Origin of the sequence: Streptomyces durocortorensis, from assembly GCF_031760065.1 — a bacterium.
Taxonomy (GTDB): Bacteria; Actinomycetota; Actinomycetes; order Streptomycetales; family Streptomycetaceae; genus Streptomyces.
The window spans coordinates 2,453,248-2,477,728 of record NZ_CP134500.1 but is presented as its reverse complement, the minus strand read 5'-3'; the positions used below and the strand labels follow the sequence as shown (position 1 = coordinate 2,477,728).

The 24,481-nt window shown below is 70.7% G+C and carries 23 protein-coding genes and 1 riboswitch; of the genes, 12 read left to right on the top strand and 11 right to left on the bottom strand.

The features are described 5' to 3' along the window. Positions 1 to 30: 30 nt before the first annotated feature. The 6 genes from RI138_RS10945 to RI138_RS10920 all read right to left on the bottom strand — a co-directional run bounded on the left by RI138_RS10945 (position 31) and on the right by RI138_RS10920 (position 5,017). Entirely contained in the window at positions 31 to 624 is a 594-nt protein-coding gene (locus RI138_RS10945) for an ArsR/SmtB family transcription factor (RefSeq protein WP_311119755.1), read from the bottom strand. 118 nt (positions 625 to 742) lie between these two features. After that, positions 743 to 1,633, bottom strand: a complete 891-nt coding sequence (locus tag RI138_RS10940) for a glycine betaine ABC transporter substrate-binding protein (RefSeq protein ID WP_311122851.1) — start codon at positions 1,631 to 1,633, stop codon at positions 743 to 745. Between the two features lie 86 nt (positions 1,634 to 1,719). Next, complete coding sequence (locus RI138_RS10935; protein ID WP_311119754.1) at positions 1,720 to 2,589, bottom strand: ABC transporter permease; 870 nt, start codon at positions 2,587 to 2,589, stop codon at positions 1,720 to 1,722. Next, on the bottom strand, positions 2,586 to 3,857 hold the full coding sequence (locus tag RI138_RS10930; protein WP_311119753.1) for a betaine/proline/choline family ABC transporter ATP-binding protein: 1,272 nt from the start codon (positions 3,855 to 3,857) through the stop codon (positions 2,586 to 2,588). Before RI138_RS10930 ends, RI138_RS10935 begins: the two co-directional genes overlap by 4 nt. Beyond that, the gene (locus tag RI138_RS10925) at positions 3,850 to 4,497 is read right to left on the bottom strand and encodes an ABC transporter permease (RefSeq protein WP_096631040.1); all 648 of its coding nucleotides are present in this window, start codon (positions 4,495 to 4,497) and stop codon (positions 3,850 to 3,852) included. Before RI138_RS10925 ends, RI138_RS10930 begins: the two co-directional genes overlap by 8 nt. 46 nt (positions 4,498 to 4,543) lie before the next feature. Continuing rightward, positions 4,544 to 5,017 (bottom strand): Lrp/AsnC family transcriptional regulator, encoded by a 474-nt coding sequence (locus tag RI138_RS10920; protein ID WP_096631041.1) that lies wholly within the window; start codon positions 5,015 to 5,017, stop codon positions 4,544 to 4,546. 122 nt (positions 5,018 to 5,139) lie between these two features. Here RI138_RS10920 and hppD point away from each other — a divergent pair, with 122 nt between their 5' ends. Further along, entirely contained in the window at positions 5,140 to 6,285 is a 1,146-nt protein-coding gene (hppD, locus tag RI138_RS10915) for a 4-hydroxyphenylpyruvate dioxygenase (protein WP_096631043.1), read from the top strand. Positions 6,286 to 6,367: 82 nt separating this feature from the next. Here hppD and RI138_RS10910 read toward each other — a convergent pair whose 3' ends face one another. Continuing rightward, a complete protein-coding gene (locus tag RI138_RS10910) occupies positions 6,368 to 8,026 on the bottom strand; it encodes a tetratricopeptide repeat protein (protein WP_311119752.1) in 1,659 nt (552 codons plus the stop codon). A 97-nt stretch (positions 8,027 to 8,123) separates the two neighbouring features. Between RI138_RS10910 and RI138_RS10905 the strand changes: the two genes are divergently transcribed. Then, on the top strand, positions 8,124 to 9,491 hold the full coding sequence (locus RI138_RS10905; RefSeq protein WP_311119751.1) for an FAD-binding oxidoreductase: 1,368 nt from the start codon (positions 8,124 to 8,126) through the stop codon (positions 9,489 to 9,491). Positions 9,492 to 9,513: 22 nt separating this feature from the next. On the opposite strand, the gene RI138_RS10900 is transcribed toward RI138_RS10905, so the two are convergent. Next, positions 9,514 to 9,996 carry an SsgA family sporulation/cell division regulator gene (locus tag RI138_RS10900; RefSeq protein WP_311119750.1) on the bottom strand — a complete coding sequence of 161 codons (483 nt, stop codon included), beginning with the start codon at positions 9,994 to 9,996 and terminating at the stop codon, positions 9,514 to 9,516. A 247-nt stretch (positions 9,997 to 10,243) separates the two neighbouring features. Here RI138_RS10900 and RI138_RS10895 point away from each other — a divergent pair, with 247 nt between their 5' ends. Both RI138_RS10895 and RI138_RS10890 read left to right on the top strand, forming a co-directional pair. Then, on the top strand, positions 10,244 to 11,929 hold the full coding sequence (locus RI138_RS10895; RefSeq protein WP_311119749.1) for an RDD family protein: 1,686 nt from the start codon (positions 10,244 to 10,246) through the stop codon (positions 11,927 to 11,929). A 141-nt stretch (positions 11,930 to 12,070) separates the two neighbouring features. Then, positions 12,071 to 12,724 (top strand): RDD family protein, encoded by a 654-nt coding sequence (locus RI138_RS10890; protein ID WP_096628564.1) that lies wholly within the window; start codon positions 12,071 to 12,073, stop codon positions 12,722 to 12,724. A 5-nt stretch (positions 12,725 to 12,729) separates the two neighbouring features. Here the strand turns inward: RI138_RS10890 and RI138_RS10885 are convergent, their stop codons facing one another. Continuing rightward, positions 12,730 to 13,050 carry a hypothetical protein gene (locus tag RI138_RS10885; protein ID WP_311119748.1) on the bottom strand — a complete coding sequence of 107 codons (321 nt, stop codon included), beginning with the start codon at positions 13,048 to 13,050 and terminating at the stop codon, positions 12,730 to 12,732. A gap of 389 nt (positions 13,051 to 13,439) precedes the next feature. On the opposite strand from RI138_RS10885, the gene RI138_RS10880 reads away from it, so the two are divergent. Together RI138_RS10880 and RI138_RS10875 are read left to right on the top strand one after the other, a co-directional pair. Then, positions 13,440 to 15,842 carry an immune inhibitor A domain-containing protein gene (locus RI138_RS10880; protein WP_311119747.1) on the top strand — a complete coding sequence of 801 codons (2,403 nt, stop codon included), beginning with the start codon at positions 13,440 to 13,442 and terminating at the stop codon, positions 15,840 to 15,842. Positions 15,843 to 16,092: 250 nt separating this feature from the next. Next, positions 16,093 to 16,455 (top strand): hypothetical protein, encoded by a 363-nt coding sequence (locus RI138_RS10875; RefSeq protein WP_311122850.1) that lies wholly within the window; start codon positions 16,093 to 16,095, stop codon positions 16,453 to 16,455. Between the two features lie 64 nt (positions 16,456 to 16,519). On the opposite strand, the gene RI138_RS10870 is transcribed toward RI138_RS10875, so the two are convergent. Together RI138_RS10870 and RI138_RS10865 are read right to left on the bottom strand one after the other, a co-directional pair. Beyond that, positions 16,520 to 17,107 (bottom strand): isochorismatase family protein, encoded by a 588-nt coding sequence (locus RI138_RS10870; protein ID WP_311119746.1) that lies wholly within the window; start codon positions 17,105 to 17,107, stop codon positions 16,520 to 16,522. A 254-nt stretch (positions 17,108 to 17,361) separates the two neighbouring features. Next, complete coding sequence (locus tag RI138_RS10865; protein WP_096628571.1) at positions 17,362 to 18,690, bottom strand: nicotinate phosphoribosyltransferase; 1,329 nt, start codon at positions 18,688 to 18,690, stop codon at positions 17,362 to 17,364. Positions 18,691 to 18,769: 79 nt separating this feature from the next. Here RI138_RS10865 and clpS point away from each other — a divergent pair, with 79 nt between their 5' ends. From clpS to RI138_RS10835, 6 genes are all read left to right on the top strand, one after another. Beyond that, the gene (gene clpS / locus RI138_RS10860) at positions 18,770 to 19,087 is read left to right on the top strand and encodes an ATP-dependent Clp protease adapter ClpS (protein WP_311119745.1); all 318 of its coding nucleotides are present in this window, start codon (positions 18,770 to 18,772) and stop codon (positions 19,085 to 19,087) included. Positions 19,088 to 19,142: 55 nt separating this feature from the next. Then, the gene (locus RI138_RS10855) at positions 19,143 to 19,754 is read left to right on the top strand and encodes a DUF2017 domain-containing protein (RefSeq protein WP_311119744.1); all 612 of its coding nucleotides are present in this window, start codon (positions 19,143 to 19,145) and stop codon (positions 19,752 to 19,754) included. Between the two features lie 322 nt (positions 19,755 to 20,076). Continuing rightward, the gene (locus tag RI138_RS10850; protein ID WP_311119743.1) at positions 20,077 to 21,522 is read left to right on the top strand and encodes an amino acid permease; all 1,446 of its coding nucleotides are present in this window, start codon (positions 20,077 to 20,079) and stop codon (positions 21,520 to 21,522) included. Positions 21,523 to 21,669: 147 nt separating this feature from the next. Continuing rightward, positions 21,670 to 22,092 carry a Mov34/MPN/PAD-1 family protein gene (locus tag RI138_RS10845; protein WP_096628578.1) on the top strand — a complete coding sequence of 141 codons (423 nt, stop codon included), beginning with the start codon at positions 21,670 to 21,672 and terminating at the stop codon, positions 22,090 to 22,092. Between the two features lie 77 nt (positions 22,093 to 22,169). Next, positions 22,170 to 22,285: riboswitch (cobalamin riboswitch) on the top strand. A 58-nt stretch (positions 22,286 to 22,343) separates the two neighbouring features. Continuing rightward, positions 22,344 to 23,339 (top strand): ABC transporter substrate-binding protein, encoded by a 996-nt coding sequence (locus RI138_RS10840; RefSeq protein ID WP_311119742.1) that lies wholly within the window; start codon positions 22,344 to 22,346, stop codon positions 23,337 to 23,339. Next, positions 23,336 to 24,376, top strand: coding sequence for a FecCD family ABC transporter permease (locus RI138_RS10835; RefSeq protein WP_311119741.1), 1,041 nt, complete (start codon positions 23,336 to 23,338; stop codon positions 24,374 to 24,376). The genes RI138_RS10840 and RI138_RS10835 overlap by 4 nt, the downstream gene beginning before the upstream one ends. Positions 24,377 to 24,481 lie beyond the last annotated feature (105 nt).

Sequence of the window (24,481 nt, the reverse complement as noted above, 5' to 3'; positions counted from 1 at the left end):
TTCGGTCCGTCGGGTGTTGGGGTGGGGTGCTCATTCGGAGGGGCGCGGGAAGGCGTGCAGGTGAGTGCGGACGACAGCCGATCCCTCGGTGCCCTCCGGGACGCGGTCCCGGTAGCTCTGCACGAGCTCGTGCATCTTCTCGGCCATCTCCCTTGCCAGTTCCGGGGTGAGGCGGACCTTGAAGTCGCTCATGTCCCAGCTGCGCTGCCACTCCTCCGGCCAGTCGCCCATCGTGCCCAGCCAGGTGTTGAGCTCCTGGGCGTGGGTGGTGGCCGTCTCGTGCAGTACGACGTCGATGGCTCCGCGCACCTCCGGGTCGGCGTGCGTCCGGAAGTCCGCGCTGTCGAAGGTCGAGCCGTCGTGGACCGCCCGCCACCAGCGCTCGCGGCCCTTGCCGAGCTCCGGAGCGTCCTCGACCAGGCCGCTCTCCGCCAGCTGACGCAGGTGGTAGCTGGTCGCGCCGCTCGACTCGCCCAGTCGCTCGCCCAGCTTGGAGGCGGTCGCCGGGCCGAACTCGCGCAGCGCGTTGAGCAGGCGAATCCGCAGCGGGTGCGCGATCGCGCGCAGGGTGCGGGCGTCGACGGTGTGGAGCTTGTGGGCGACGCCGTTCTCGTTCTCTGCCATGCCGCGACTGTAGAGTTGCAAAGCTTGCTTTGCAAGGGTTTTTTGCAACAGATCTTTGCAACGAAGTCTTTGTAACGTGCCTCGGGCAAGGCGCCTCAGGCAACTCACGCCATGCGGCTCACCCCTCCTCGATGAACCCCTCCTCCACCAGCCACTCCTTCGCGACCTCGTGCGGGTCCTCCCCGTCCACGTCCACCTTCGCGTTCAGCGTCTGCGCGACCTCGGTCGTCAGCTTCCGGGCCAGCGGGTCCAGCAGCTCCGCGATCACCGGGTACTTCTCGAAGGTGGCCTCGTGGATGACCGGGGACGCGTTGTAGTTGGGGAAGAAGTGCCGGTCGTCCTCCAGGACGTCCAGGTCCATCGCCTTGATCCGGCCGTCGGTGGTGAACACCTCGCCCAGCAGGCAGGAGTCGGACTCGGAGACCTGGGTGTAGATGATCCCGGCGTCCATCTTCTGGATGTTGGCCGCCGGGATCCTCATTCCGTACGCCTTCTCCATGCCGGGCAGCCCGTCGTCGCGTGAGGCGAACTCGTTCTCCACGCAGATCGTCACCGCGCCCGGGTCCTTCTTCGCCAGAGCGGCCACGTCCGAGAGGGTCCTCAGCCGGTACCGGGCGTTGTTCTCCTTGCTGATGGCCAGCGCGTACGTGTTGTCCAGCGGGGCGGGCGGCAGCCACACGACCCCATTGCCCCGGTCCTCGTCCCGTACCGCCTCGTACTGCTCCTGCGGGTCGTCGATGGGGTCCGCGTGGCCCAGGAACGTGATCCAGCCGGTGCCGGTGTAGTCCCACTGCGCGTCGGCGTCGCCGTTGATGATGGCCTCGCGGGCGCTGATCGAGCCCGGCAGGTTCGTCCGGTCCAGGACCTCCGCCCCGGCCGCTTTGAACACCAGGCCGGTCATCTGGCCGAGGATGATGTTCTCGCTGAAGTTCTTCGAGGTCACCGTCAGCGTCGCGCCCTTGAGCGGCTCGCCCCGGCCGACCGACCCCGGCGACACGTCGTCCACCATCGGCGAACCGCTCTTCAGCCCGCAGCCGCCCACCAGCAGCACCAAGGACGCGGCCGCCAGGACCCGGATACCGTACGTCGCCTTCCTCACCGCTCCTCCAGCCCGCGCGGCGTCAGCGCCAGTTCGGCCAGTGAGGCCAGCCAGTCCACCAGGAGCGCCAGCACCACGGTCAGCACCGAGCCGATGATCAGCACCGGCATCCGCTGCGTCTGGATGCCCGAGGTGATCAGATCACCCAGCCCGCCGCCCCCGCCGAACGTCGCCAGCGTCGCCGTGCCCACGTTCAGGACCAGGGCCGTACGTACTCCCGCCAGGATCAGGGGCACCGCGAGCGGGAGTTCCACCTTCATCAGGACGCCCCGGCCGGACATCCCCATCCCGCGCGCCGCCTCGATCATGTTCGGCTCGATCGCCCGCAGACCGGCCACCGTGTTGGAGAGCACCGGCAGCACCGCGTAGATCACGATGCCGATGATCGCGGTGCGCGGGCCGATGCCCAGCCAGATCACCAGCAGCGCCAGCAGACCGATCGCCGGGGTCGCCTGCCCGATGTTGGCCAGCGCCGTGAACGCCGGGGCGGCCTTCCGCAGCCGCCGCCGGGTCAGCGCGATGCCCAGCGGGATCGCGATGATCAGCACCCAGAACGTGGAGATCGCCGTCAGCCGTACGTGCTGCCACCAGCGCAGCTGCACATTGCCGCCGGAGAGCGAGTTCTCCGCGATCGAGTCCAGGTGGATGTTGGTGATCCATACGTAGGTGACGACCAGGATGACCGCCAGCACCACCGGCATCATCGCCAGTTTCCGCCAGGTGATCCGGCGCGCGGGCGCGGCCGGGGCGGGGGAGGGGTCGCTCTCCTCGTCGTGGAACGCGTGGCCCTTGACGTCGTGCTCGCCCGGCGGCCGGGTGGGGGCGGCCGGGCCCTTGCCGGAGCCGGAGGGCTGACTGGGGCTCATACTCCGCCGCCACCCCCCTCCAGCTCCTGCTCCGTCTGGTGGACGCGCAGCTCTTCCAGCTCGTGCTGGTGCTCCATGGCGGTCAGCCGGTCGGCCTCCAGCAGCTCCTGCACGTTGTCCATCAGCGTCTTCATGTCGACGACCCCGATGAACTCGCCGCGCCGCCCGGTCACCGCGACCCGCCCCCCGCTGTCGGTCAGCACCGCCTCAAGTGCGTCGTGCAGCGTGGCGTCCCGGGTCACCGTGTCGTGCACCAGCTGCCCGGCCCGCGCCAGCGAACCGCGCGCCCGCATCAGATCGCCCCGCCGCAGCCACTTGTACGGGCGGTTCCTGCGGTCCAGCATCAGCAGCTCGTTGTGCGGGCCGTTGCGCAGCTTGTTGAAGATCGTCTGGAGCGGGTCCTCGACCGTCACCGTCGGGAAGTCCGCGATGCCCACGTCCCGTACGCGGGTGAGGTTGAGGCGCTTGAGGGCCGCGCCCGCGCCGACGAAGCCGGAGACGAAGTCGTCCGTCGGGTTCGTCAGGATCGCCTCGGGGGTGTCGAACTGTGCGATGTGCGACCGCTCCCGCAGTACCGCGATCCGGTCACCGAGCTTGATCGCCTCGTCGAAGTCGTGGGTGACGAACACGATCGTCTTGTGCAACTCGTGCTGGAGCCGGATCAGCTCGTCCTGGAGGTGGTCGCGGGTGATCGGGTCGACCGCCCCGAACGGCTCGTCCATCAGCAGCACCGGCGGATCGGCGGCCAGCGCCCGCGCCACGCCCACGCGCTGCTGCTGCCCGCCGGAGAGCTGGCGCGGATAGCGGCCGTGGTACTCGCGCGGGTCCAGGCCCACCAGGTCGAGCATCTCCTCCACCCGGTTCTTCACCCGGGACTTCGACCAGCCGACCATCTTCGGGACCAGGGCGATGTTGTCCGCGACCGTCATGTGCGGGAAGAGGCCCGAGGACTGGATGGCGTACCCGATCTTGCGGCGCAGCTTCACCGGGTCGATGTCGGTGACGTCCTCGTCGCCGATCCTGATCCGGCCCGAGGACGGCTCGATCAGCCGGTTGATCATCTTCAGCGTTGTGGACTTCCCGCAGCCGGACGGGCCGACGAAGACCACGGTCTCGCCCGCCCTGATGTCCATGGAGACGTTGTCGACGGCCGGATTCGGGTTGCCCGGGTACCTCTTGGTCAGGTTCTCCAGATGGATGGTGGCCCCGGAGGTGGCGGCGGCCCCGTCCGCGGTCGTGACAGCGGGATCGGTCTCGGTCTCAGGCACGGATTCCCCTCGGGATGGTCAGCCGCCCCAGCAGGACGTACGCGGCGTCGAAGAGCAGGGCGAGCACGACGATGCCCAGCGTGCCCGCGAGGACCTGGTTGATCGCGTTGGCGCTGCCCAGCGAGGCGATGCCCCGGAAGATCTCGTTGCCGAGGCCGGGCCCGGAGGCGTACGCGGCGATGGCGGCGATGCCCATCAGCATCTGGGTGGAAACCCGGATGCCGGTCAGGATCGGGGGCCAGGCGAGCGGCAGCTCCACCCGGCAGAGCCGGGCCAGCCGGGACATCCCGATGCCCGTCGCCGCGTCGACCAGCGAGGGGTCGACGCCCCGCAGCCCGACGACGGAGTTGCGGACGATCGGCAGCAGTCCGTACAGGGTCAGGGTGATCACGGTCGGCGCGACGCCGAGACCCACCAGCGGGATCAGCAGACCGATCGCGGCGAGGGAGGGGATGGTGAGGACCGTCGCCGTGGAGGTGATGGCGAGCGAGCCGCCCCAGCCGCTGCGGTAGCTCACCACCCCGATGAGCACGCCCAGCACGGTGGCGATGACCATGCACTGGAAGACCGCGCTGACGTGCTGGAACGCGTCCGTCAGGAGCTGCTGGTGGCGGGTGTTCAGATACTCCCAGAAACTCACACGGCACTCCCTCGGCTCAGTCGGTCCTCGGCCCTCGGCCCTCGGCTCAGTCGGTGTCCTCGGCCGCCTGTTCCACCAGCGGGATGATCCGCAGCGGAACCGGGTTCTCCATGACGATGGCCGTGGAGGCCCGGACAATGCCATCAAATCCGACAACCCGGTCGATCACCCGCTGAAGATCGGCGTTGGAGCGGGCGACGAGCCGGCACAGCATGTCTCCGTGGCCGGTGGTGGTGTGCAGCTCCAGCACCTCCGGCACCCCGCCCAAATGGGCCCGTACGTCGGCCCCTTGGCCCTGCTTGATCTCCAGCGTGGCGAACGCGGTGACCGGATAGCCGAGTGCCGCCGGATCGACGTCCGGGCCGAAACCCCGGATGACGCCATTCGACTGAAGGCGGTCCAGCCGCGCCTGCACGGTCCCGCGCGCCACCCCGAGCCGCCGGGAGGCTTCGAGGACACCGATCCGCGGTTCGCGTGCCAGGAGCACGATGAGCCGCCCGTCCAGATGATCGATCGCCATGATCCCGCCTTCGATGGTCAGCCTGTACAGATAGCCCGGCCATCATGGCGATGGACTGGGCAGATTGACCAGTGAATACGCGAACTATTGCGCACCTTGCGATGTGGGGAGAGCCTTCGAACATGACTGAGACTCTGCACACCAGCCCCGAAACCGCCCGGCAGGCCGACCCCTTCCCGGTCAAGGGAATGGACGCGGTCGTCTTCGCCGTGGGCAACGCCAAGCAGGCCGCGCACTACTACTCGACCGCCTTCGGCATGAAACTGGTCGCCTACTCCGGACCGGAGAACGGCAGCCGCGAGACCGCGAGTTACGTCCTGACCAACGGCGCCGCCCGCTTCGTGTTCACCTCGGTGATCAAGGCCTCCACCGAGTGGGGCACGTTCCTCGCCGACCACGTCGCCGCGCACGGCGACGGGGTCATCGACCTCGCGATCGAGGTCCCGGACGCCCGCGCGGCCTACGCGTACGCCGTCGAGCACGGCGCCCGGGGCATCACCGAGCCGCACGAGGTCAAGGACGAGAACGGCACCGTCGTCCTCGCCGCCATCGCCACGTACGGCGAGACCCGCCACACCCTGGTGGAGCGCTCCGGCTACGACGGCCCCTACCTCCCCGGCTACGTCGCCGCCGACCCGATGGTCGAGCCGCCCGCAAAGCGCACCTTCCAGGCCATCGACCACTGCGTCGGCAACGTCGAGCTCGGCAAGATGAACGAGTGGTGCGCCTTCTACAACGAGGTCATGGGCTTCACGAACATGAAGGAGTTCGTGGGCGACGACATCGCGACCGAGTACTCGGCCCTGATGTCCAAGGTCGTGGCCGACGGCACCAAGAAGGTGAAGTTCCCGATCAACGAACCGGCGATCGCGAAGAAGAAGTCGCAGATCGACGAATACCTGGAGTTCTACGGCGGCCCCGGCGTCCAGCACCTGGCGCTCGCCACCAACGACATCGTCTCGACGGTGCGCACCATGCGGGCCGCGGGCGTCCGGTTCCTGGACGTCCCCGACTCCTACTACGACACGCTCGGCGAGTGGGCGGGCGAGACCCGGGTGCCCGTGGAGACCCTGCGCGAGCTGAAGATCCTCGTCGACCGCGACGAGGACGGCTACCTGCTCCAGATCTTCACCAAGCCGGTCCAGGACCGCCCGACCGTCTTCTTCGAGATGATCGAGCGCCACGGCTCCATGGGCTTCGGCAAGGGCAACTTCAAGGCCCTGTTCGAGGCGATCGAGCGCGAGCAGGCCAAGCGCGGCAACCTCTGATCCGCGCTGCCGGTGCAGAACGCCGCCGCGGCCCGGGGCAGTACCCCGGACCGCGGCGGCGTTCACCGTTGCGCCGTCCGCCTCACGGACTCTTCGAAACGGATGCCGAAGCGGATGCCGAAGCCGACGGGGAGGGGGCCGGGTCCGGGGACTTCGAGGGAGCCGGAGCCGGGGCCTCGGTCTTCTTCGTCTCCGTCTCCGTCTTCGGCTCCGTCTTCGGCTTCGGCTCGGGGGCGGGCGGCTGCGGGGGCGCCCACATGACGCCGGGGCCGCCCGGCGGCGGGTCGCCGAGCGTCTCCAGGGCCTGCTTCGCCAGCGGCGCGGCCAGCGGCGAGAACGCCGGATTGGTGCGCAGGGCCTCCTCCAGATGGCGGCGGGCCGGACCGTAGTCCCCCAGCTCCCGCTGGATCACGCCCAGGTGGTACGCGTACGAGGCGTTCCGCACGCCCGTGCCCACGGCCTGTGCCGCGTACTCCAGGCCCTCCTGCGAACTGCCCGCCCGGTGCAGCGCCCAGCCCAGCGCGTCCGCCACCGCCGCACTGCGGTGCTGCGCCCGCCACTGGGCGCGCAGCAGCTCCACCGCCGCCTCCGGGTCGCCGTGATCGCTCTCGAACCGGGCCAGCAGCAGCGACTCGTCGACCCCGGCCTTCTTCGCCGCGGCCACCATCTCCCGCAGCTTCGTGTACTGGCTGCGGGCATCCCCGTCCAGGCCCTGCGCCTCGTACAGCTCGCCCAGTTCGAGGACGTACTCCGGGCGCGGCAGCCTCTCGATCGCGCTCTGGTACGCGGCCAGCGCCTCGTCGGTGCGGTCCAGCGCCACCAGGGCCCGGGCCTTCCCGGCCAGCGACGCGTGATGACCGGCCTCCGTGCTCAGCGCCGCGTCGAACTGCGCCACCGCCTCCGCCGGCTCGCCCCGCTCCCAGGCCAGCTCGCCAAGACGGTGCAGCGCCTCGGCCTTCTCGGCGGGCGTGGTCGCCCGGTCCGCCGCCTCCCGGGCGGTGGCCAGGGCGTCCTCGCGCCAGCCCTGGCCCCGGTACAGCTCGGCGGTGCGGGCCAGCGCCGGGACGCCCTTGCGCAGCTCGCCGAACTTCTCCGTCGCCGCGGTCGCCGCCTTGCGGTCGCCGAGCCCGGTGTACGCGTCGATGAGGACGGGGTACACGCTCCAGGTCTTCGGCTGCTGCTTCCGCACGGTCTCGCCCCACCGCTTCGCCGCGAGGAAGTCGTGCCGGGCGTTGGCCAGCGCCGCGAGCCCCACCCACGCCTCCCCGTTGCCGTCCTCGCCCGGCCGGACCTCCAGCGACCGCTTCAGGGCCTGCTCGGCGCGGGCGTAGTACGCCGGGTCCGCCGAGCGCCGCGCCCACTCCACGTACGCCGTGCCGAGCGTCGCCCAGGACGGGGCGTCGGAGGGGTGCGACTCCACCCACTTCTGCCGGTCCCCGATCAGCGCCGTGAGGTCCGAGAGCGCGGCGGGGGAGCCCGCGGCGGCCGCCGCCTCGGCCCGCTCGACCGGCCCCGGCTCCTTCGGGCCGTCGTCCTTCCCGTCCGGTACCGCCACCAGCGCCCCGGCCAGCAGCACCCCCGCGGCGACCGCCCCGAGCGCGGCCCGGCGCAGGGTGGTCCGCAGACTGGGAGGAGGCTGCGGTACGGCGGTGGCGCCTTCGGCGGGCATCACGTGGGGGTCGTGCGGGGACGGCTCGGGCGGCCGGCGGGACTCGGGATCCTGCTGGGGCATGACATCCATGGCCATCACTGTGCGTCAGTCATACGAGCACACCGCGCCTTGGGATCGCTGGCGCATACGGGTTCACACCATTGGCCCCGGGTGACACGCTTGGATCATGAGCGATCTCCTCGAACGGCTGCGCGCGGGACTGCCTCCCGAGGCCCTGATCACCGATCCGGACGTCACCGCGTCCTACGCGAACGACATGGCGAGCTTCTGCGAGGCGGGCGCCCCGGCCGTCGTCGTCCTCCCGCGCACGGTCGAGCAGGTCCAGCACGTCATGCGCACCGCGACCGCGCTGCGCGTCCCGGTCGTCCCGCAGGGCGCCCGTACCGGCCTGTCCGGCGCGGCCAACGCCTCGGACGGCTGCATCGTGCTCTCGCTGGTCAAGATGGACCGAATCCTGGAGATCAGCCCGGTCGACCGGATCGCCGTCGTCGAGCCGGGCGTCATCAACGCGGTGCTCTCACGCGCGGTCGGCGAACACGGGCTGTACTACCCGCCGGACCCCTCCAGCTGGGAGACGTGCACCATCGGCGGCAACATCGGCACCGCGTCCGGCGGCCTGTGCTGCGTGAAGTACGGGGTCACCGCCGAATACGTCCTGGGCCTGGAGGCCGTCCTCGCCGACGGGCGGCTCCTGACCACCGGCCGCCGCACCGCCAAGGGCGTCGCCGGCTATGACCTCACCCGGCTCTTCGTCGGCTCCGAGGGCAGTCTCGGGATCGTCGTCAAGGCCGTCCTAGCGCTCAAACCGCAGCCGCCGCAGCAGCTCGTCCTCGCCGCCGAGTTCCCCTCGGCGGCCACTGCCTGTGACGCTGTGTGCCGGATCATGGAGCGCGGTCACACCCCGTCACTCCTCGAACTGATGGACCGGACAACCGTGCGTGCCGTCAACCAGCTCGCCTCCATGGGCCTGCCCGAGTCCACCGAGGCCCTGCTGCTCTGTGCCTTCGACACCCCCGAACCGTCGGCGGACCTCGCCGCCGTCGGGGAGCTGTGCACCGCCGCCGGGGCCACCGAAGTCGTCCCGGCCGACAATCCGGCCGAGTCCGAACTCCTCCTCCAGGCCCGCCGGATGTCGCTCACCGCGCTGGAGACCGTCAAGTCCGCCACGATGATCGACGACGTCTGCGTCCCGCGCTCGCAGCTCGGCGCGATGCTCGCGGGCACGGCAGCCATCGCCGAGGAGTACGACCTCACCATCGGCGTCTGTGCCCACGCGGGCGACGGCAACACCCACCCCGTCGTCTGCTTCGACCACGCCGACCCCGACGAGTCCCGCCGGGCCAGGGAGTCCTTCGACGCGATCATGGCGCTCGGCCTGGAGCTCGGCGGAACCATCACCGGCGAACACGGCGTCGGTGTCCTCAAGAAGGAGTGGCTCGCCCGCGAACTGGGGGAGACCGGCATCGAGCTCCAGCGCTCCATCAAGGCCGCCTTCGACCCGCTCGGCCTCCTCAACCCCGGCAAGCTCTTCTGACACCCGCTTCCTACGAGGGTCCTCACGCCTCACCGTCCTGCGACGGCGTCTCGTCCGCCGACCACGGGTCGCCCAGCCACAGGTCGTCGGCGGGCAGCGGGGCCAGCAGCTCCGCGAGTGCCTCGTCGATGCCGAGCCGGTCGCTCTCGGTGCCCGGCGGCACCACCCGCAGCGTCCGCTCGACCCACGCGGCCACGGCGGCCGAGGGCACTTCGAGGAGGGCGTTGCCGTCGGGGGAGGTCAGGGCCACGCAGATCACGCTGCGGCCCGCGACCTTCGTCGGCCAGATCCGTACGTCCCCGTGCCCGCACGGCCGGAACACGCCCTCCACCAGCAGCTCCCGGGCGAACGTCCAGTGCACGGGCGACTCGGAGCCGATGTGGAAGGCGACGTGCACGGCGTAGGGGTCGTCGGTGCGATACGTCAGCCGGGCGGGTACGGGGATGGACCGCTCGGGGGACAGGACGAGCTTCAGCTCCAGCTCACGTTCCACGATGTTCATCATGAGAATGCACGACCTTCCGGTGCTCGTGGGCCGGTCCCGTGACCGTCCCGCACAAGGAGAGAGCGCCCTCCCCGCCACCTATTACGCGACTTCTCAAAAAAACTTCGGGTCATCTCGAAAGTGGTCCCAAACAGGCGGACCGGCCCGGGGGCGGGCGGCTGTCTGATAGATGTGGACCCTTGTATTGAGGCCGTCCGCCCGCCCGGCGGGGACGGCCTGAGGCCTCGAAGAGATACGGGACCCGCTGATGAGCGCGCCAACTCCGGCACCCGGTGACGAAAGCCCCCGCGAGGGCTACTACCCCGACCCGTCCATCCCCGGATACGTCCGGTACTGGAACGGTGCGTCCTGGGTCCCCGGTACGAGCCGCCCCGCGCCCCAGCAGGCCGCCCCGGGCTCCCCGGGAAGTCCTCAGGCCCAGGCCCAGGCCCCGGCCCCGGCACCGGCGACTCCGTCGGCTCCCATGACTCCCGCGGCTCCCGTGACCCCCGCGGACGAGACCGGTCCGATCTTCTTCGACGAGGAGGACGACGCGGCCCCGGCATCCTCCGGCCCTTCCGGCGCCTCCGGCCCGGCCGGGCCGGACGGCCCGGAGGCCGCGTCCGTCTGGCAGGCGGACACCGCCCGGCAGACCGGCTTCGGCGGCGAACGGGACCGTCGGGTCTCCTGGGGCGGTGCGACGCCGGAGCCCGGGGCCCCGGCGTCGCAGCCCGGTCGGCCCGCGGACCCGAGGGCGGCCGCCGCTTCGCCGCCCGTCGACCCGCGCGGTTCCGTGGCGCAGGACCCGACCGGCGGGGCCCTGCCGGGGATGCGGGACGGCGGCGACCGGGCCCCCGGCCCGGCCGGGTCGCGCCCGCCCACCGAGGGCACCGTCACGATCCGCGCCGTCGGCCGGGGCGGCGAGGCCGGTCCGTCGAACCGGCAAGAGGCGGGGTCCGCCCCCGGCGAGGGCACGATGACGATCCGGGCGCCCGGCGCGGGCGGCCGGTCCACGGCCCCCGGGACCGCACAGCCGGACTCCGGCGCCCCACAGGGCCCGCAGACACCGCAGGCCCCGCAGCCCATTCCGGCGGCCCGGAACGCCCCGGCCGCCCCGAACCCGACGACCTCGCAGGCCCCGACCCCGGCCCCGGCCCCGCCCGCGACACCCCACGGCCCGCTCCAGGGCCCGGTCCAGGTCCCTGCTCCCGCCCCTGCCCCGACGCCGGCCCCGGCCTCGTCCACCGCCCCCGAGCCGGCCCCGGCCGCTCTGCATTCCCCCCTGACCCCCGGGCCCGGCGGCGGATCGGCCTCCTGGGCGCAGCAGGTCCACCAACTGGCCCAGCCCGACCCGCGGCAGGCGCCCCAGCAGCCCCAGCAGTCTCAGAGCGCCGGCGCCGACCAGCAGCCCGTCGTGCCCTGGAAGCCGCCGGTCGACGACCCCTTCCAGCAGCTCGCCCGCTCGCAGGCCTCGGCCCGGCCCGCCGGTCTCGGCAAGCGCCTCGCCGCCCGGCTGGTCGACAACCTCGTGCTCGGCGCGGCCGTCGGGGCGGTGGCCGTACCGCTGACCGCGCAGGCGCTCGATCACATCGACCGGAAGATCACCGCGGCGGAGCGGACAGGAGAGACCGTCACCGTCTGGCTGCTGGACGCCACCACCGGGGCGCTGCTGGGTGCCGTGCTCGGTGCGTTCCTGCTCCTCGGCTTCCTCCTGGAGGCGCTGCCCACCGCCAAGTGGGGCCGGACGCTGGGCAAGAAGCTCTTCGGGCTCGACGTACGGGACATCGAGTCCCACGACACGCCCTCGCTGGGCGCGGCCCTGCGCCGCTGGCTCGTCTACGGCGTGCTGGGCGTCCTCGCCCTCGGGGTGGTCAACGTGCTCTGGTGCCTGTTCGACCGCCCCTGGCGCCAGTGCTGGCACGACAAGGCGGCCCGCACCTTCGTCGCCGGCTGACAGGCTGACCGGCTGACCGCGTTCCGGAAGAGCGTGGCCGGGCGGGCGGCGGCAAACCTGTTTAGACTCGTATGCCGCTGCGCGTCCCCCGAACGCACCTGAGCCGTTGCGGGCCCCGGTGGGGCGGGATGCACTGCCCCCATGAGCAACGACCAGCCGACGCCCGGCCAGCCGCCCGAGGACGACGATCCGTTCCTCAAGAAGCCGCAGGAGCCCCCGCCGCCGTCCGACGGTCAGCCGTACGGCAGTACACCGCCCCCTCCGCCGCCCCCGCCGCCGAACGACCCGTACGGCAGCGGCGGCGGCTTCGGGGCGCCCGACCCGCTGGCCGGGATGCCGCCGCTGGCCGAGCCCGGCAAGCGCATCCTGGCGCGGCTCATCGACTTCCTCATCATCTCGATCCCGCTGTATCTGATCTCGCTGCCGTGGGGCGGCGCGGTCGACGTCGACGGGGGCGGGGACAGCGGGTTCAACGCCGCTTACACCGGCCAGCAGTTGGTGTGGTCGCTCATCGGCCTGGTGGTGTACGTCGCGTACGACACGTACTTCACGCACAAGGACGGCCGCACCGTGGGCAAGCGGCTGCTGAAGCTGCGGGTCGCGATGCTCAGCGACGGGCGGGTGCCCGACACGAACGCCGCGCTGACGCGGGCCGTCGTGCTGTGGGCCCCGGCGCTGCTGTGCTGCCCGTGCCTGTGGTGGCTGATCAACATCGTGCTGATGTTCACCGACAAGCCCTATCGGCAGGGACTCCAGGACAAGGCGGCCAAGACCGTCGTGGTCGTCGTCCCCTAGGGTGCTCAGCGGCGCAGCGAGTGCTCACCCGCCCGTGCGGACGTGGGGGCGGACGGGGGGGCGGGCGGACGGGCCGCCGGAACCCGCTCCCGCGCTCCGACTTCCTCCAGGGCCCGGTGTGTACGGGTGGCGGCAGCGGTCGGTGCGGCGCTCTTTGTCGCGGCGGGCAGGGTCAGGGCCGCCAGCAGGCCGAGCACCAGTGAGGCCGTGCCGATGGCGGCCACGCCGACGCCCGACTCCGTACGGAACAGGAGCAGCAGGGCGAGGGCGGTGACGACGACGGTGGCCGAACCGTAGGCGAACTGAGCGGCAGTCGGACGCGGCATGGCGGTTTCCGTCCTCGGGACGTCGGATGGGCGGGCGGTCGACGCGGTCGCGGTGTCGAGCGACCCTACGACGGTGGATGCCCGAGCCGGACCGGCGGTAAGCGTGACCTAACCCACGGTACTGGTGCACAGGGGGCGCACGGAGTCACGTCTCGGCCAACCGGACTGTCCGGCGCGCCTGTTGACGACGGTGCTCATTCCTGGTGAGTTATTTGCCGTCCGCATACCGGAATGGCCGTCCTGCATAGTGCACTTGGCCTGTTCAAGTCAAGGTCTGTCTTTTCTCTCATAACTTCGATCGAATGTCGTCACTTGTGACGCGTTTACGCGGGCGGCCCTCTCCATACCCCCCTGGCCGCTGCGCGGACGCCCGGGGAGGACTGCATCAAGTGACCAATCAGAGACGGGCGCTTCGCGCCGCTGCTGTTGTCGTGGCCATGGCCGCGACTGCGGCGACGGCGTCGACCTTCGCCACCGCCCAGGCGCATGAGACCACGTCGGGCTCCGCCGCCCCCATCGTCGACCGCCAGGACCCGGCGCCGGCGAAGGGGCATGTGGAGCACAACCTGGAAGGCCCCTTCAGCGAACAGCAGGCGGCGCAGCGGGAGGCCGCGCTGGAGGAGGTGCTGTCCGGGGACAAGAAGGTGTCGAACCGGGGCGGCTCCAAGGTCGTCAAGCTCGACAACAAGAAGTACGTGGAGCTCGGCCGGGAGAAGACCGACAAGATCTTCACCATCCTGCTGGAGTTCGGCGACAAGGTCGACGACACCACGATGTACGACCCGGACGGCGACGGCCCCAAGCCGCCGGTGAAGAAGTACGGCGGCGCCCCCGGCCCGGCGCACAACGAGATCGCCGAGCCGGACCCGGAGAAGGACAACAGCACCGCCTGGAAGGCCGATTACAACCGGGAGCACTTCCAGAAGCTCTACTTCGGCGAGGGCAAGGGCGTCCACTCGCTCAAGACCTACTACGAGAAGACCTCCTCGGGCCGCTACTCGGTCGAGGGCGAGGTCTCCGACTGGGTGAAGGTCGAGTACAACGAGGCCCGCTACGGCTCCAACTACTGCGGCCAGTCCAACTGCGCCAACGTCTGGGACGCGGTGCGCGACGGCGTGAACGCCTGGGTCGCCGACCAGCAGGCCAAGGGCCGTACCGACGCCGAGATCAAGGCGAACCTGGCCGAGTACGACCAGTGGGACCGCTACGACCACGACGGCGACGGCAACTTCAACGAGCCCGACGGCTACATCGACCACTTCCAGCTGGTCCACGCCGGTGAGGACGAGTCGGCCGGCGGCGGCGCCGAGGGCACCAACGCCATCTGGGCGCACCGCTGGTACGCGTACGGCACCAACGCCGGTTCGACCGGCCCGGAGTACAACAAGGCCGGTGGCGCCCAGATCGGCGACACGGGCATCTGGGTCGGCGACTACACCGTCCAGCCCGAGAACGGCGGGCTGGGCGTCTTCGCCCACGAGTACGCCCACGACCTCGGTCTGCCGGACCTGTACGACACCTCCGGCGGCGGCGAGAACTCGGTCGGCTTCTGGTCCCTGATGTCGGCGGGCTCCTGGCTCGGCACCGGCGACGGCGAGATCGGCAACCTGCCGGGCGACATGACCTCCTGGGACAAGCTCCAGCTGGGCTGGCTCGACTACGACACGGCCAAGGCGGGCAAGACCTCGCTGCACAAGCTGGGCGTCTCGGCGTACAACACCAAGAACCCGCAGGCGCTCGTCGTCGAGCTGCCGGAGAAGGCCGTCACCACCACCGTCGTCAAGCCCGCCGAGGGTGCGAAGCAGTGGTGGAGCGACATGGGCGACGACCTGTCGAACACCCTGACCCGCTCGGTGGACCTGACCGGCAAGTCCAAGGCCACGCTGGACCTTTCGGGCTGGTACGACATCGAGGCCGACTACGACTACCTCTACACCGAGGTGTCCGACAACGGCGGCAGCAGCTGGACCGCGCTCGACGGCACCGCCGACGGCAAGGCCCTCCCGCGCGATGCCAGTGACAAGCCCGCCCTGACCGACGTCTCGGGCGACCACAAGGAGCTCTCCTTCTCCCTGGACGCCTACGCGGGCAAGAAGATCGACCTCCGCTTCCGCTACCAGACGGACGGCGGCGTGAGCGGCAAGGGCTTCACGGCCGACGAGATCACCATCACGGCCGACGGCGCCACGCTCTTCTCGGACAACGCCGAGGGCGACGACAACGGCTGGACGTCGAAGGGCTTCTCGCGGATCGGCGAGTCGTTCACGGCGGACTACCCGCAGTACTACATCGCGGAGAACCGGCAGTACGTCAGTTACGACGAGACCCTCAAGGTCGGCCCGTACAACTTCGGTTTCTCCGCCACCCGCCCCAGCTGGGTCGAGCACTACGCGTACCAGACCGGTCTGCTGATCTGGCTGTGGGACACCTCGCAGAAGGACAACAACACCTCGGTCCACCCGGGCCAGGGTCTGATCCTGCCGATCGACTCGCACGCCAAGCCGCTGAAGTGGAAGGACGGCTCGCTCCTGCGCAACAAGATCCAGCCGTTCGACGCGCCGTTCAGCTGGTACCCGAACAAGGGCTTCACGCTCCACAACGCGGACGTCCCGGTGAGGATCAAGCCCTCGTTCGGCAACCCGGTCTTCGACGACCGCAGGGGCACCTACTGGTACAAGGAGAACCCCACGGGCAGTGTCAAGGTTCCTGACACGAACACCCGCATCTCCATCGTCCACGAGCCGCGCAACGGCTCCACGATGACCGTGCTGGTCAGCCCCTCGGGCCGATAGTCCCGTAAAACCGCAGGTCAAAGCATGATCGGCCGTCGCCCTCTAGCGGGCGGCGGCCGATCGTGTTTAGGTGCGTCTTGTTCACATCCTTATTGACACGGCGTCTCACGGGGGAGCGTGGAGCATGGCAGGCGGAGGTTTCTGCAGGTTGCCGAACGGCACGGTGGTGGTGGCCCTCACCCTCACCAGGCCGACGGAGGGAACGGCATCCCGCGCCGGTACGGGAGCGGGGCCCGGGGCCCCCGTACGGGTGCTGGTGCACGCGGCGAACCGGGCGCGCGCCCTGACCAGGCTGCGCAATCTGGGGCTGCGGGCGGTCTATCTGCGCGGGAACGACCGGCCGCCGACGCCGGACGAGGTCACGGCGGTGCTGCACCACCCGGACGGCCTGCTGTGGCGGGGCGTACCCCAGGCGGATGCCTCCGGGCGGCCGGACGCCTCAGGGCGAGCGGACACCTCCGGGCGGCCGGGCGGCCTGGTGCCCCGGTCGCCGCACTTGCCGCAGTCGCCCCACCCGCCGCAGTCGTCCCAGTCGTGCCAGGAGCTGTGGCACCCGATCAGAGCCCTGCTGGGGCCCTCCGGGCACGCCGGACCGGCCCGCCCCGCCGCCTGAGGGCTGTCCGGAAGGCGCTGGAGGAGGCGCGTGGTGGCAGGGGGGCTTGCGGGCCTTACGGGACCTAGGCGACGACCGGGGTGCCCGAGAGCTTCACCCCGGCGGTGCGCAGCTCCTCCAGGGCGCGTTCCGTGGTCGCCCCGGAGACGCCCGCGGTCAGGTCGAGCAGCACATGCGTGACGAAGCCCTCGCGGGCGGCGTCCAGCGCGGTGGCCCGGACGCAGTGGTCGGTGGCGATGCCGACCACGTCCACCTCGGTGACCTCGTGCTCGCGCAGCCACTGGGCGAGGCCGGTGCCGTTCTCGTCGGAGCCCTCGAAGCCGCTGTACGCGGCCGAATAGGCACCCTTGTCGAACACGGTGTCGATCGCGCCGGAGGCGACGGCGGGCGCGAAGTTCGGGTGGAAGCCCACGCCCTCCGTACCGGCCACGCAGTGCACCGGCCAGGAGTGCTCGAAGTCCGGGGTGGCCGAGAAGTGGTCCCCCGGGTCGACGTGGTGGTCGCGGGTGGCCACCACATGGCGGTAGCCGGGCTGGGCGTCGCCGATCAGGTCGGTGATGGCGGCGGCGACGTCGGCACCGCCCGCCACCGCGAGGCTGCCGCCCTCGCAGAAGTCGTTCTGAACGTCCACGACGATCAATGCGCGGTGCATGGCGGGTGTCCTTCGGTGGGGGAGGGAGCGGGATGTCTCACGGGCGGATCGAGTGGTTCGAGTGGATCGGTGGTCGTGGCTCGGGGTGACCGGCCGACGGGGTGTCCGGGAGTTCGAACCCGGGGAACGGAGTGCCTGGGAGTTCGAGCCTAGGGACTGGAACCTCACAATCAAGCCCGTCCACCAAACCCCCGGGGCGGAACGAGACGGTCCGGGTGCCGGGGCGCCCCTCGCCGGGCCGCCCCGGACCGCCCTCAGACGTACTCGGTCGGGATCACCGGCTCGCCCCGCGACAGCTGGATCGCCGACATCGGCAGCCCCGCGCGCGCGGCCACATGCCGCTCCCGGGCCGCGTCCAGCGGTTCGCGGGCGACCACCTCGCCGCCCCGTACCAGCTCCACCAGCAGCTGCCGGTCGGCCAGCTCCGCCGGGACCGGTCCGGTGCCGACCACCTCGGCCTCGGCGACTCCGTGCTCGTCCGGCCGGCGCGCCGCCCACTTGCGCCCGCCGACCGACGACTTCGCGCCCAGCGACTTCTTGGCCACCGGCCGCAGCGGCTCGGCCGGGTCCGCCGAACCGGCGCGGGCGACCAGCTTGTAGACCATGGAGCACGTGGGGTGCCCGCTCCCGGTGACCAGCTGGGTGCCGACCCCGTACGCGTCCACCGGCGCGGCGGCCAGCGAGGCGATCGCGTACTCGTCCAGGTCCGAGGTCACCACGATCTTGGTGTCCGTCGCCCCCAGCTCGTCCAGCTGCTGCCGCACCCGGTGCGCGACCAGCAGCAGGTCCCCGGAGTCGATCCGTACGGCTCCGAGCTCCGGCCCCGCGATCTCCACCGCCGCGCGGACCGCCTCGGTCACGTCGTAGGTGTCGACCAGCAGCGTCGTGCCCCGGCCCAGCGAGTCCACCTGCGCCAGGAACGCGTCGCGCTCGGTGTCGTGGAGGAGGGTGAAGGCGTGCGCGCTCGTGCCGACGGTCGGGATCGCGTAGCGGAAGCCCGCCGCCAGGTCGGAGGTGGCGTCGAAGCCGCCGACGTACGCCGCGCGGGCCGAGGCGACGGCCGACAGTTCGTGCGTCCGCCGCGCGCCCATCTCGATCAGCCGGCGGCCTCCGGCGGCCGCCGACATCCGCGAGGCGGCTGCGGCGATGGCGGAGTCGTGGTTGAGGATGGAGAGGATCACCGTCTCCAGCAGCACGCACTCGGCGAAGCTGCCCTCGACCCGCAGGATCGGCGAGCCCGGGAAGTAGACCTCGCCCTCCGGGTAGCCCCAGATGTCACCGGTGAAGCGGTAGTCCGCCAGCCACTGGAGGGTCGGCTCGTCGACGATCCCCTGCTGGCGCAGGAAGCCGATGATCTCGTCGTCGAAGTGGAAGTTCTCCACCGCGTCCAGCACCCGCCCGGTGCCCGCCACGACCCCGTAGCGCCGCCCCTCGGGCAGTCGGCGGGTGAACGCCTCGAAGACCGCGTGCCGGTCGGCGGTGCCGGCCTTGAGGGCCGCCTGCACCATGGTCAGCTCGTACTGGTCGGTGAAGAGCGCGGTCGACGGAACGCCGACCCGTCGCCCGAGGTCCGCTGAGTTCATGGCTGGGATGCTACCCCCTATTCGTCAGAGTGACGAGATGTGGGGTCCGTTTGTGCGCGGGGGCCGTCCGAGTGGCAGCATGGGACAAGTGAGCGTTGCTACCCCCGTAGAGATCGAACGTCCCGATTCGGCAGAGGAGACCTTCGCGGTCCCCGAGCCGGACGTCCCGTGGGTGACGCTCGTCCACAATGACCCGGTCAACCTCATGAGCTACGTGACCTACGTCTTCCAGGCCTACTTCGGCTACCCCAAGGACAAGGCCCACCGGCTCATGCTCGACGTGCACCAGAAGGGCCGCGCCGTCGTCTCCAGCGGAAGCCGCGAGGAGATGGAACGTGACGTCCAGGCCATGCACGGCTACGGGCTGTGGGCCACCCTCACCCAGGACCGCAACTAGCGCCCGCGCGCACCGCCGTACCCCCCGCCCCGTTCGACCCACCATCGGAGAATCCATGGCCGGCCATTTCGAGGCCACCCCAGGCGGCGGCGCGGCCGTCGCGCTCGACGAGGTCGAGATCTCGATCCTGCGCTCCCTCGCCGTCCAGCTGCTCGAACTGATCGGCCCCGGTGACGAGCCCGCCGAGGGCGAGGACCCGCTCGCCGCCCTCTTCGCCGAGGGGCCGAGCAAGCCGCCCTCCGACCCGGCGCTCGCCCGGCTCTTCCCGGACGCGTACGGAGGGCCCGACGGGTCCGCCCCGCAGGGCAGGTCCGAGGAGGATCTGCGGGAGCTGTCCGCCGAGTTCCGCCGGTTCACCGAGAACGACCTGCGCTCCCGCAAGCGCGAGGACGCCCTCACCGTCGTCCGCACTCTGGACGGGCTCTCGCCCGCCGGGGACGGCGGCGCCGTGCTCACCCTCACCGGCGACGAGTGCCGCAGCTGGCTCGGCGCCCTCAACGACCTGCGCCTCACCATCGGCACCCGGCTGGAGGTCTCCGACGAGGACGAGGGGCAGGAGGGGTCGCTCTACCGGCTCCCCGACAGCGACCCGCGCAAGCCCATGGTGATGGCCTATCTCTGGCTGGGCGCACTCCAGGAAACGCTTGTCGAGACGCTGATGCCGTAGCCGTCCCGCGCCGACCGGCGAGGCGGGTCCGTTCGCTCAACGGACGCTCAGATCCGGGTAATGATCCCCCCAAGTCATAAGCGTTGTTCGTGACGGATGAGGTTTCTTGTCCGCTTTTATCTGTGGGGTGCGCCACAGAATGTCCCAGGGTGTCCTGTGGCGGCCGTGATAGATCTTCACGACCGCCCGGCGACGCCACCCCTGTCTCCGGGGGCGTCAAAGCCGGCCGAACGCCGGCGGCACTCCATCCATATCCGGGGGGATCAGGACCTGGTCCGCAGCCTGCACGGCGCGGATCGGCGTGGAGAAAGGCGCACCACACATGACATCGGCGCAGGTCGACGAGGGACAGGTCGACAAGGGGCGGCCCGGCGGTGACGCCGGGGACGCCGGGACCGGCGGCGAGGGATACCAGCGAGGTCTGGGAGCTCGTCAGATTCAGATGATCGCCATCGGCGGGGCGATCGGCACCGGACTCTTCCTCGGCGCGGGCAAGGCCATCGACCGGGCCGGGCCCAGCCTCATCCTGGCCTATGTCCTCGCCGGGCTCGTCATCTTCTTCATCATGCGGGCACTGGGCGAACTCCTCATGTACCGCCCGGTGTCCGGTTCCTTCTCCGAGTACGCCCGGGAATTCCTCGGCCCGTTCTTCGGATTCGTGACCGGCTGGACCTACTGGCTCTTCTGGGTCGTCACCGGAATCACCGAAGTCACCGCCGCGGCCACCTATATGACGTACTGGTGGAACATTCCCCAGTGGCTGTCCGCCCTGGTCTTCACCGTCATTCTGTACGGCGCCAACCTGATCTCCGTGAAGCTCTTCGGTGAGCTGGAGTTCTGGTTCTCCATGGTCAAGGTCACCGCGATCGTCGGCATGATCCTCATCTGCGCCGGCGTCCTGACGGTCGGCTTCTCGGATGCCGGTGACACCGCGACCGTGGCCAACCTCTGGAACGACGGCGGATTCTTCCCCAACGGCATCGGCGGCATGCTGATGACGCTCCAGATCGTCATGTTCGCCTTCCTCGCCGTCGAGCTCGTCGGCGTCACCGCCGGGGAGTCCAAGGACCCCGAGACCGTGCTGCCCAAGGCCATCAACACCGTGCCGTGGCGCATCGCCGTCTTCTACGTCGGCGCCCTCATCATGATCCTGTCGGTCGTGCCGTGGTCCACCTTCAAGCCCGGTGTCTCGCCGTTCGTGAAGGCCTTCGAGGAGATGGGGCTCGGCATCGGCGCCGCCATCGTCAACTTCGTCGTCCTCACCGCGGCGCTCTCCTCCTGCAACTCCGGCATGTACTCCACCGGCCGCATGCTCCGCGACCTCGCCCTCAACGGCCAGGGCCCCCGGGCCTTCACCAAGCTGACGAAGAACGGCCTGCCGCTCGTCGGCACCACGTTCTCCGCCGCCCTGATGCTCGTCGGCGTGTGGATCAACTACCAGTGGCCCGGCGAGGCGTTCAACTACGTCGTCTCCTTCGCGACCATCTCCGGTATGTGGGCCTGGATCATGATCCTGCTCAGCCAGATCCGCTACCGTCGCATGGCCGACGCGGGCATGCTGCCGCAGTCCTCGTTCAAGGCCCCCGGAGCCCCGTACAGCAGCTGGTTCGCGCTCTGCTTCATCGGGTTCGTCATCGTGATGATGGCCGTCGACAAGGACGCCAGGATCTCGCTCTACTGCGCACCGCTGTGGGCCCTCGTCCTCTTCGTCTCCTACCGGATGCTCCAGGCGCGCAACCCGGAGAACGCCTCCTTCGCCAAGCGCTGACCCGAGGGCGGACCCGGCGGCCACCGGGTCCACGACCACCCTCCTCCCGGACGCCGTCGTCCGCCCCCACGACCGACGGTGTCCAGCATGCGGGCCCCCGCGTACCACCCTCCGGTACGCGGGGGCCCGCCGTCCTATCCTGGCGCCATGCTGACCATCACCCAGACGCTCTACGACCAGATCGTCGCCCACTCCCGTGCCGACCACCCCGACGAGGCGTGCGGAGTCGTCGCGGGCCCGGCCGGGACGGACCGCCCCGAGCGCTTCGTCCCGATGCTCAACGCCGCCCGCTCGCCCACGTTCTACGAGTTCGACTCCGGCGACCTCCTCAAGCTCTACCGCGAGATGGACGACCGCGACGAGGAGCCCGTGATCGTCTATCACTCGCACACGGCGACCGAGGCCTACCCCTCCCGCACCGATGTGACGTACGCCAACGAGCCCGGCGCGCACTACGTCCTGGTCTCCACCGCCGACACCGACGGCGCGGGCCCCTTCCAGTTCCGCTCGTACCGCATTGTGGACGGCGAGATCACCGAGGAAGACGTGCAGGTCGTCGAGGCGTACTGAACCCCGGGCAGATCGCAGGGCCGCCGCACGGGTCTGGCACACTGCACCCCAGACCCGACCACAAAGGCAGCAGGAACCAGGAAGCCGGTGCGATTCCGGCACGGTCCCGCCACTGTGACCGGGCCCCCTCCCACGCGGACGACTCCCCAGCGGACGACTCCGCACCGGAGGGCGGCCCGGAAGCCAGGAACTGGCCCGCCGCCTTCCCGCATCGACCAGGGGACGCGGAAATCCCCCGGAGAGGCCCTGCCATGTCCCGGCGCACCCCCGCGCTCATAGCCGCCGCCGTGCTGCTCCCGCTCGCCCTCACCGCCTGCTCCTCCTCGGACGGCGACAACGCCACCGGGGACAAGGCGTCGGAAAAGAGCGACGGCTTCCCGTACACCGTCACCAACTGCGGTGTCACCACCACCTTCAAGGCCCCGCCGAAGCGCGTGGTCACCATGAACCAGCACGTCACCGAGATCATGCTGGAACTGGGCCTGGCCAAGTCCCTCGTCGGCACCGCCTACCTCGACGACAAGGTCCTGCCGAAGTACGAGAAGGACTACGCCTCCGTACCGGTCCTCGCCAAGAAGTACCCCTCCTACGAGCAGGTCCTCGCAGCCAACCCCGACTTCGTCTACGGCGGCTACGGCAGCGCCTTCACCGCGGGCGACGGCCGCGGCCGCGAGGCGTTCAAGAAGTCCGGCATCGAGACCCGGCTCAACACCGAGAGCTGCGCCGAGGCCGACACCCCGATGGAGACCCTCTACGAGGAGGTCCGCGAGGTCGGCCGCACCTTCGGCGTCACCGACCGCGCCGAGGCCTGGGTCAAGCAGGCCAAGGCCGACAACGCGGCCACCGCCGAGAAGCTCAAGGACCTCAAGCCGCTCCCCGTCTTCGTCTACGACAGCGGCGACAAGACCGCGTTCACCGCGGGCGGCAAGGGCATCGGCAACGAGCTGATCAAGCGGGCCGGCGGCACCAACATCTTCGCCGACCTGGACAAGCCCTTCGGGGACGCCTCCTGGGAGAACGTCGTCGCCCGCAAGCCCGAGGTCGTCGTGATCTACAACTACGGCTCCACCACCGTCGAACAGAAGAAGAAGCGCCTCCTCACCGACCCGGCCCTCGCCGACGTCCCCGCCATCAAGAACAAGCGCTTCGCGGTCATGCCCCTCTCCGACGCGGTCCTCGGAGTCCGCGTCCCCGCCGCCGTCGAGAAGCTCGCGGCCCAGCTCCACCCGGCGGCCACCACCTCGTGACCTGCCGCACCCCCGCACCGCGGCGGCTGCTGCGCTACACCCTGGTGCTCGGCGTACTCGCCGTGCTCCTGGCCGTCGCCGTGCTCGCCGCCCTCGCCCTCGGCTCCGTCCGCATCCCGCCCGGCCAGGTGCTCGACATCCTGACCGGGCGGGCGGAGGCGAGCCCGTTCCGCACGATCGTCCTGGACGTGCGGCTGCCCCGGGTCCTGCTCGGTATCGTCGTCGGTGCCGGACTCGCCGTCATCGGCACCGTCCTCCAGGCCCTCGTACGCAACCAGCTGGCCGACCCGTTCCTCCTCGGCGTCTCCTCCGGGGCCTCCACCGGCGCGGTCCTGGTGATCGTCCTCGGTATCGGCGCCACCCTCGCCACCACCGTCACGATCCCCGCCGCCGCGTTCGCCGGCGCGCTGCTCTCGCTGCTGCTCGTCTACACCCTGGCGCGCGGCGGGGGCGGCCTCACCACCAACCGGCTCGTCCTCGCCGGGGTCGCCGTCTCCTACATCCTGTCCGCCCTGACCAGCCTGATCCTGGTCACCTCCGCCCGCGCCGACCACCTCCAAGAGGTCCTCTACTGGACCCTCGGCGGTCTCGGCGCGGCCCGCTGGGACATGCTCGCGCTTCCCACGGTCACCCTGGTCATCGGCACCGCCGTGCTCCTCACCCTGGCCCGCCCGCTCGACCTGCTCCTGGTGGGGGAGGAGGGCGCGACCGTGCTCGGCCTGGACACCGCCCGCTTCCGGGCCGCCGTCTTCGTCCTCGCCTCCCTCATGACCGGGGTGCTGGTCGCGTACAGCGGGGCGATCGGCTTCGTGGGCCTGATGGTCCCGCACATGGCCCGGATGGCGGTGGGCGCCTCGCACCGCGCGCTGCTCCCGGTGGCCGCGCTCGGCGGGGCGGTGTTCCTGGTCCTGGCGGACCTGGCCGCCCGGACGCTCGCGGCCCCGCAGGACATCCCGGTCGGCGTGCTCACGGCCCTCACGGGCGGCCCGTTCTTCCTGTGGATGCTGCGGCGCAGACCCGAGGGAGCGCCCGCATGAGCCCTTCCCGCCGGGAGCGCCCGCATGAGCCCCTCTCCATCGGGAGTGCCCGCATGAGCCCCTTTCCGCTGGGAGTGCCCACATGAGCCCCTGCCCCCGTCTCTC

Coding starts and splice junctions, on each gene's coding strand:
- clpS (WP_311119745.1), top strand. CDS start 18,770: ATGGGACAAGTGAGCGTTGCTACCCCCGTAGAGATCGAACGTCCCGAT.
- RI138_RS10900 (WP_311119750.1), bottom strand. CDS start 9,996: ATGATGAACATCGTGGAACGTGAGCTGGAGCTGAAGCTCGTCCTGTCC.
- RI138_RS10870 (WP_311119746.1), bottom strand. CDS start 17,107: ATGCACCGCGCATTGATCGTCGTGGACGTTCAGAACGACTTCTGCGAG.
- RI138_RS10865 (WP_096628571.1), bottom strand. CDS start 18,690: ATGAACTCAGCGGACCTCGGGCGACGGGTCGGCGTTCCGTCGACCGCG.
- RI138_RS10935 (WP_311119754.1), bottom strand. CDS start 2,589: ATGAGCCCCAGTCAGCCCTCCGGCTCCGGCAAGGGCCCGGCCGCCCCC.
- RI138_RS10910 (WP_311119752.1), bottom strand. CDS start 8,026: ATGGATGTCATGCCCCAGCAGGATCCCGAGTCCCGCCGGCCGCCCGAG.
- RI138_RS10905 (WP_311119751.1), top strand. CDS start 8,124: ATGAGCGATCTCCTCGAACGGCTGCGCGCGGGACTGCCTCCCGAGGCC.
- RI138_RS10845 (WP_096628578.1), top strand. CDS start 21,670: ATGCTGACCATCACCCAGACGCTCTACGACCAGATCGTCGCCCACTCC.
- hppD (WP_096631043.1), top strand. CDS start 5,140: ATGACTGAGACTCTGCACACCAGCCCCGAAACCGCCCGGCAGGCCGAC.
- RI138_RS10895 (WP_311119749.1), top strand. CDS start 10,244: ATGAGCGCGCCAACTCCGGCACCCGGTGACGAAAGCCCCCGCGAGGGC.
- RI138_RS10850 (WP_311119743.1), top strand. CDS start 20,077: ATGACATCGGCGCAGGTCGACGAGGGACAGGTCGACAAGGGGCGGCCC.
- RI138_RS10940 (WP_311122851.1), bottom strand. CDS start 1,633: ATGGTGGACGACGTGTCGCCGGGGTCGGTCGGCCGGGGCGAGCCGCTC.
- RI138_RS10920 (WP_096631041.1), bottom strand. CDS start 5,017: ATGGCGATCGATCATCTGGACGGGCGGCTCATCGTGCTCCTGGCACGC.
- RI138_RS10885 (WP_311119748.1), bottom strand. CDS start 13,050: ATGCCGCGTCCGACTGCCGCTCAGTTCGCCTACGGTTCGGCCACCGTC.
- RI138_RS10945 (WP_311119755.1), bottom strand. CDS start 624: ATGGCAGAGAACGAGAACGGCGTCGCCCACAAGCTCCACACCGTCGAC.
- RI138_RS10890 (WP_096628564.1), top strand. CDS start 12,071: ATGAGCAACGACCAGCCGACGCCCGGCCAGCCGCCCGAGGACGACGAT.
- RI138_RS10855 (WP_311119744.1), top strand. CDS start 19,143: ATGGCCGGCCATTTCGAGGCCACCCCAGGCGGCGGCGCGGCCGTCGCG.
- RI138_RS10840 (WP_311119742.1), top strand. CDS start 22,344: ATGTCCCGGCGCACCCCCGCGCTCATAGCCGCCGCCGTGCTGCTCCCG.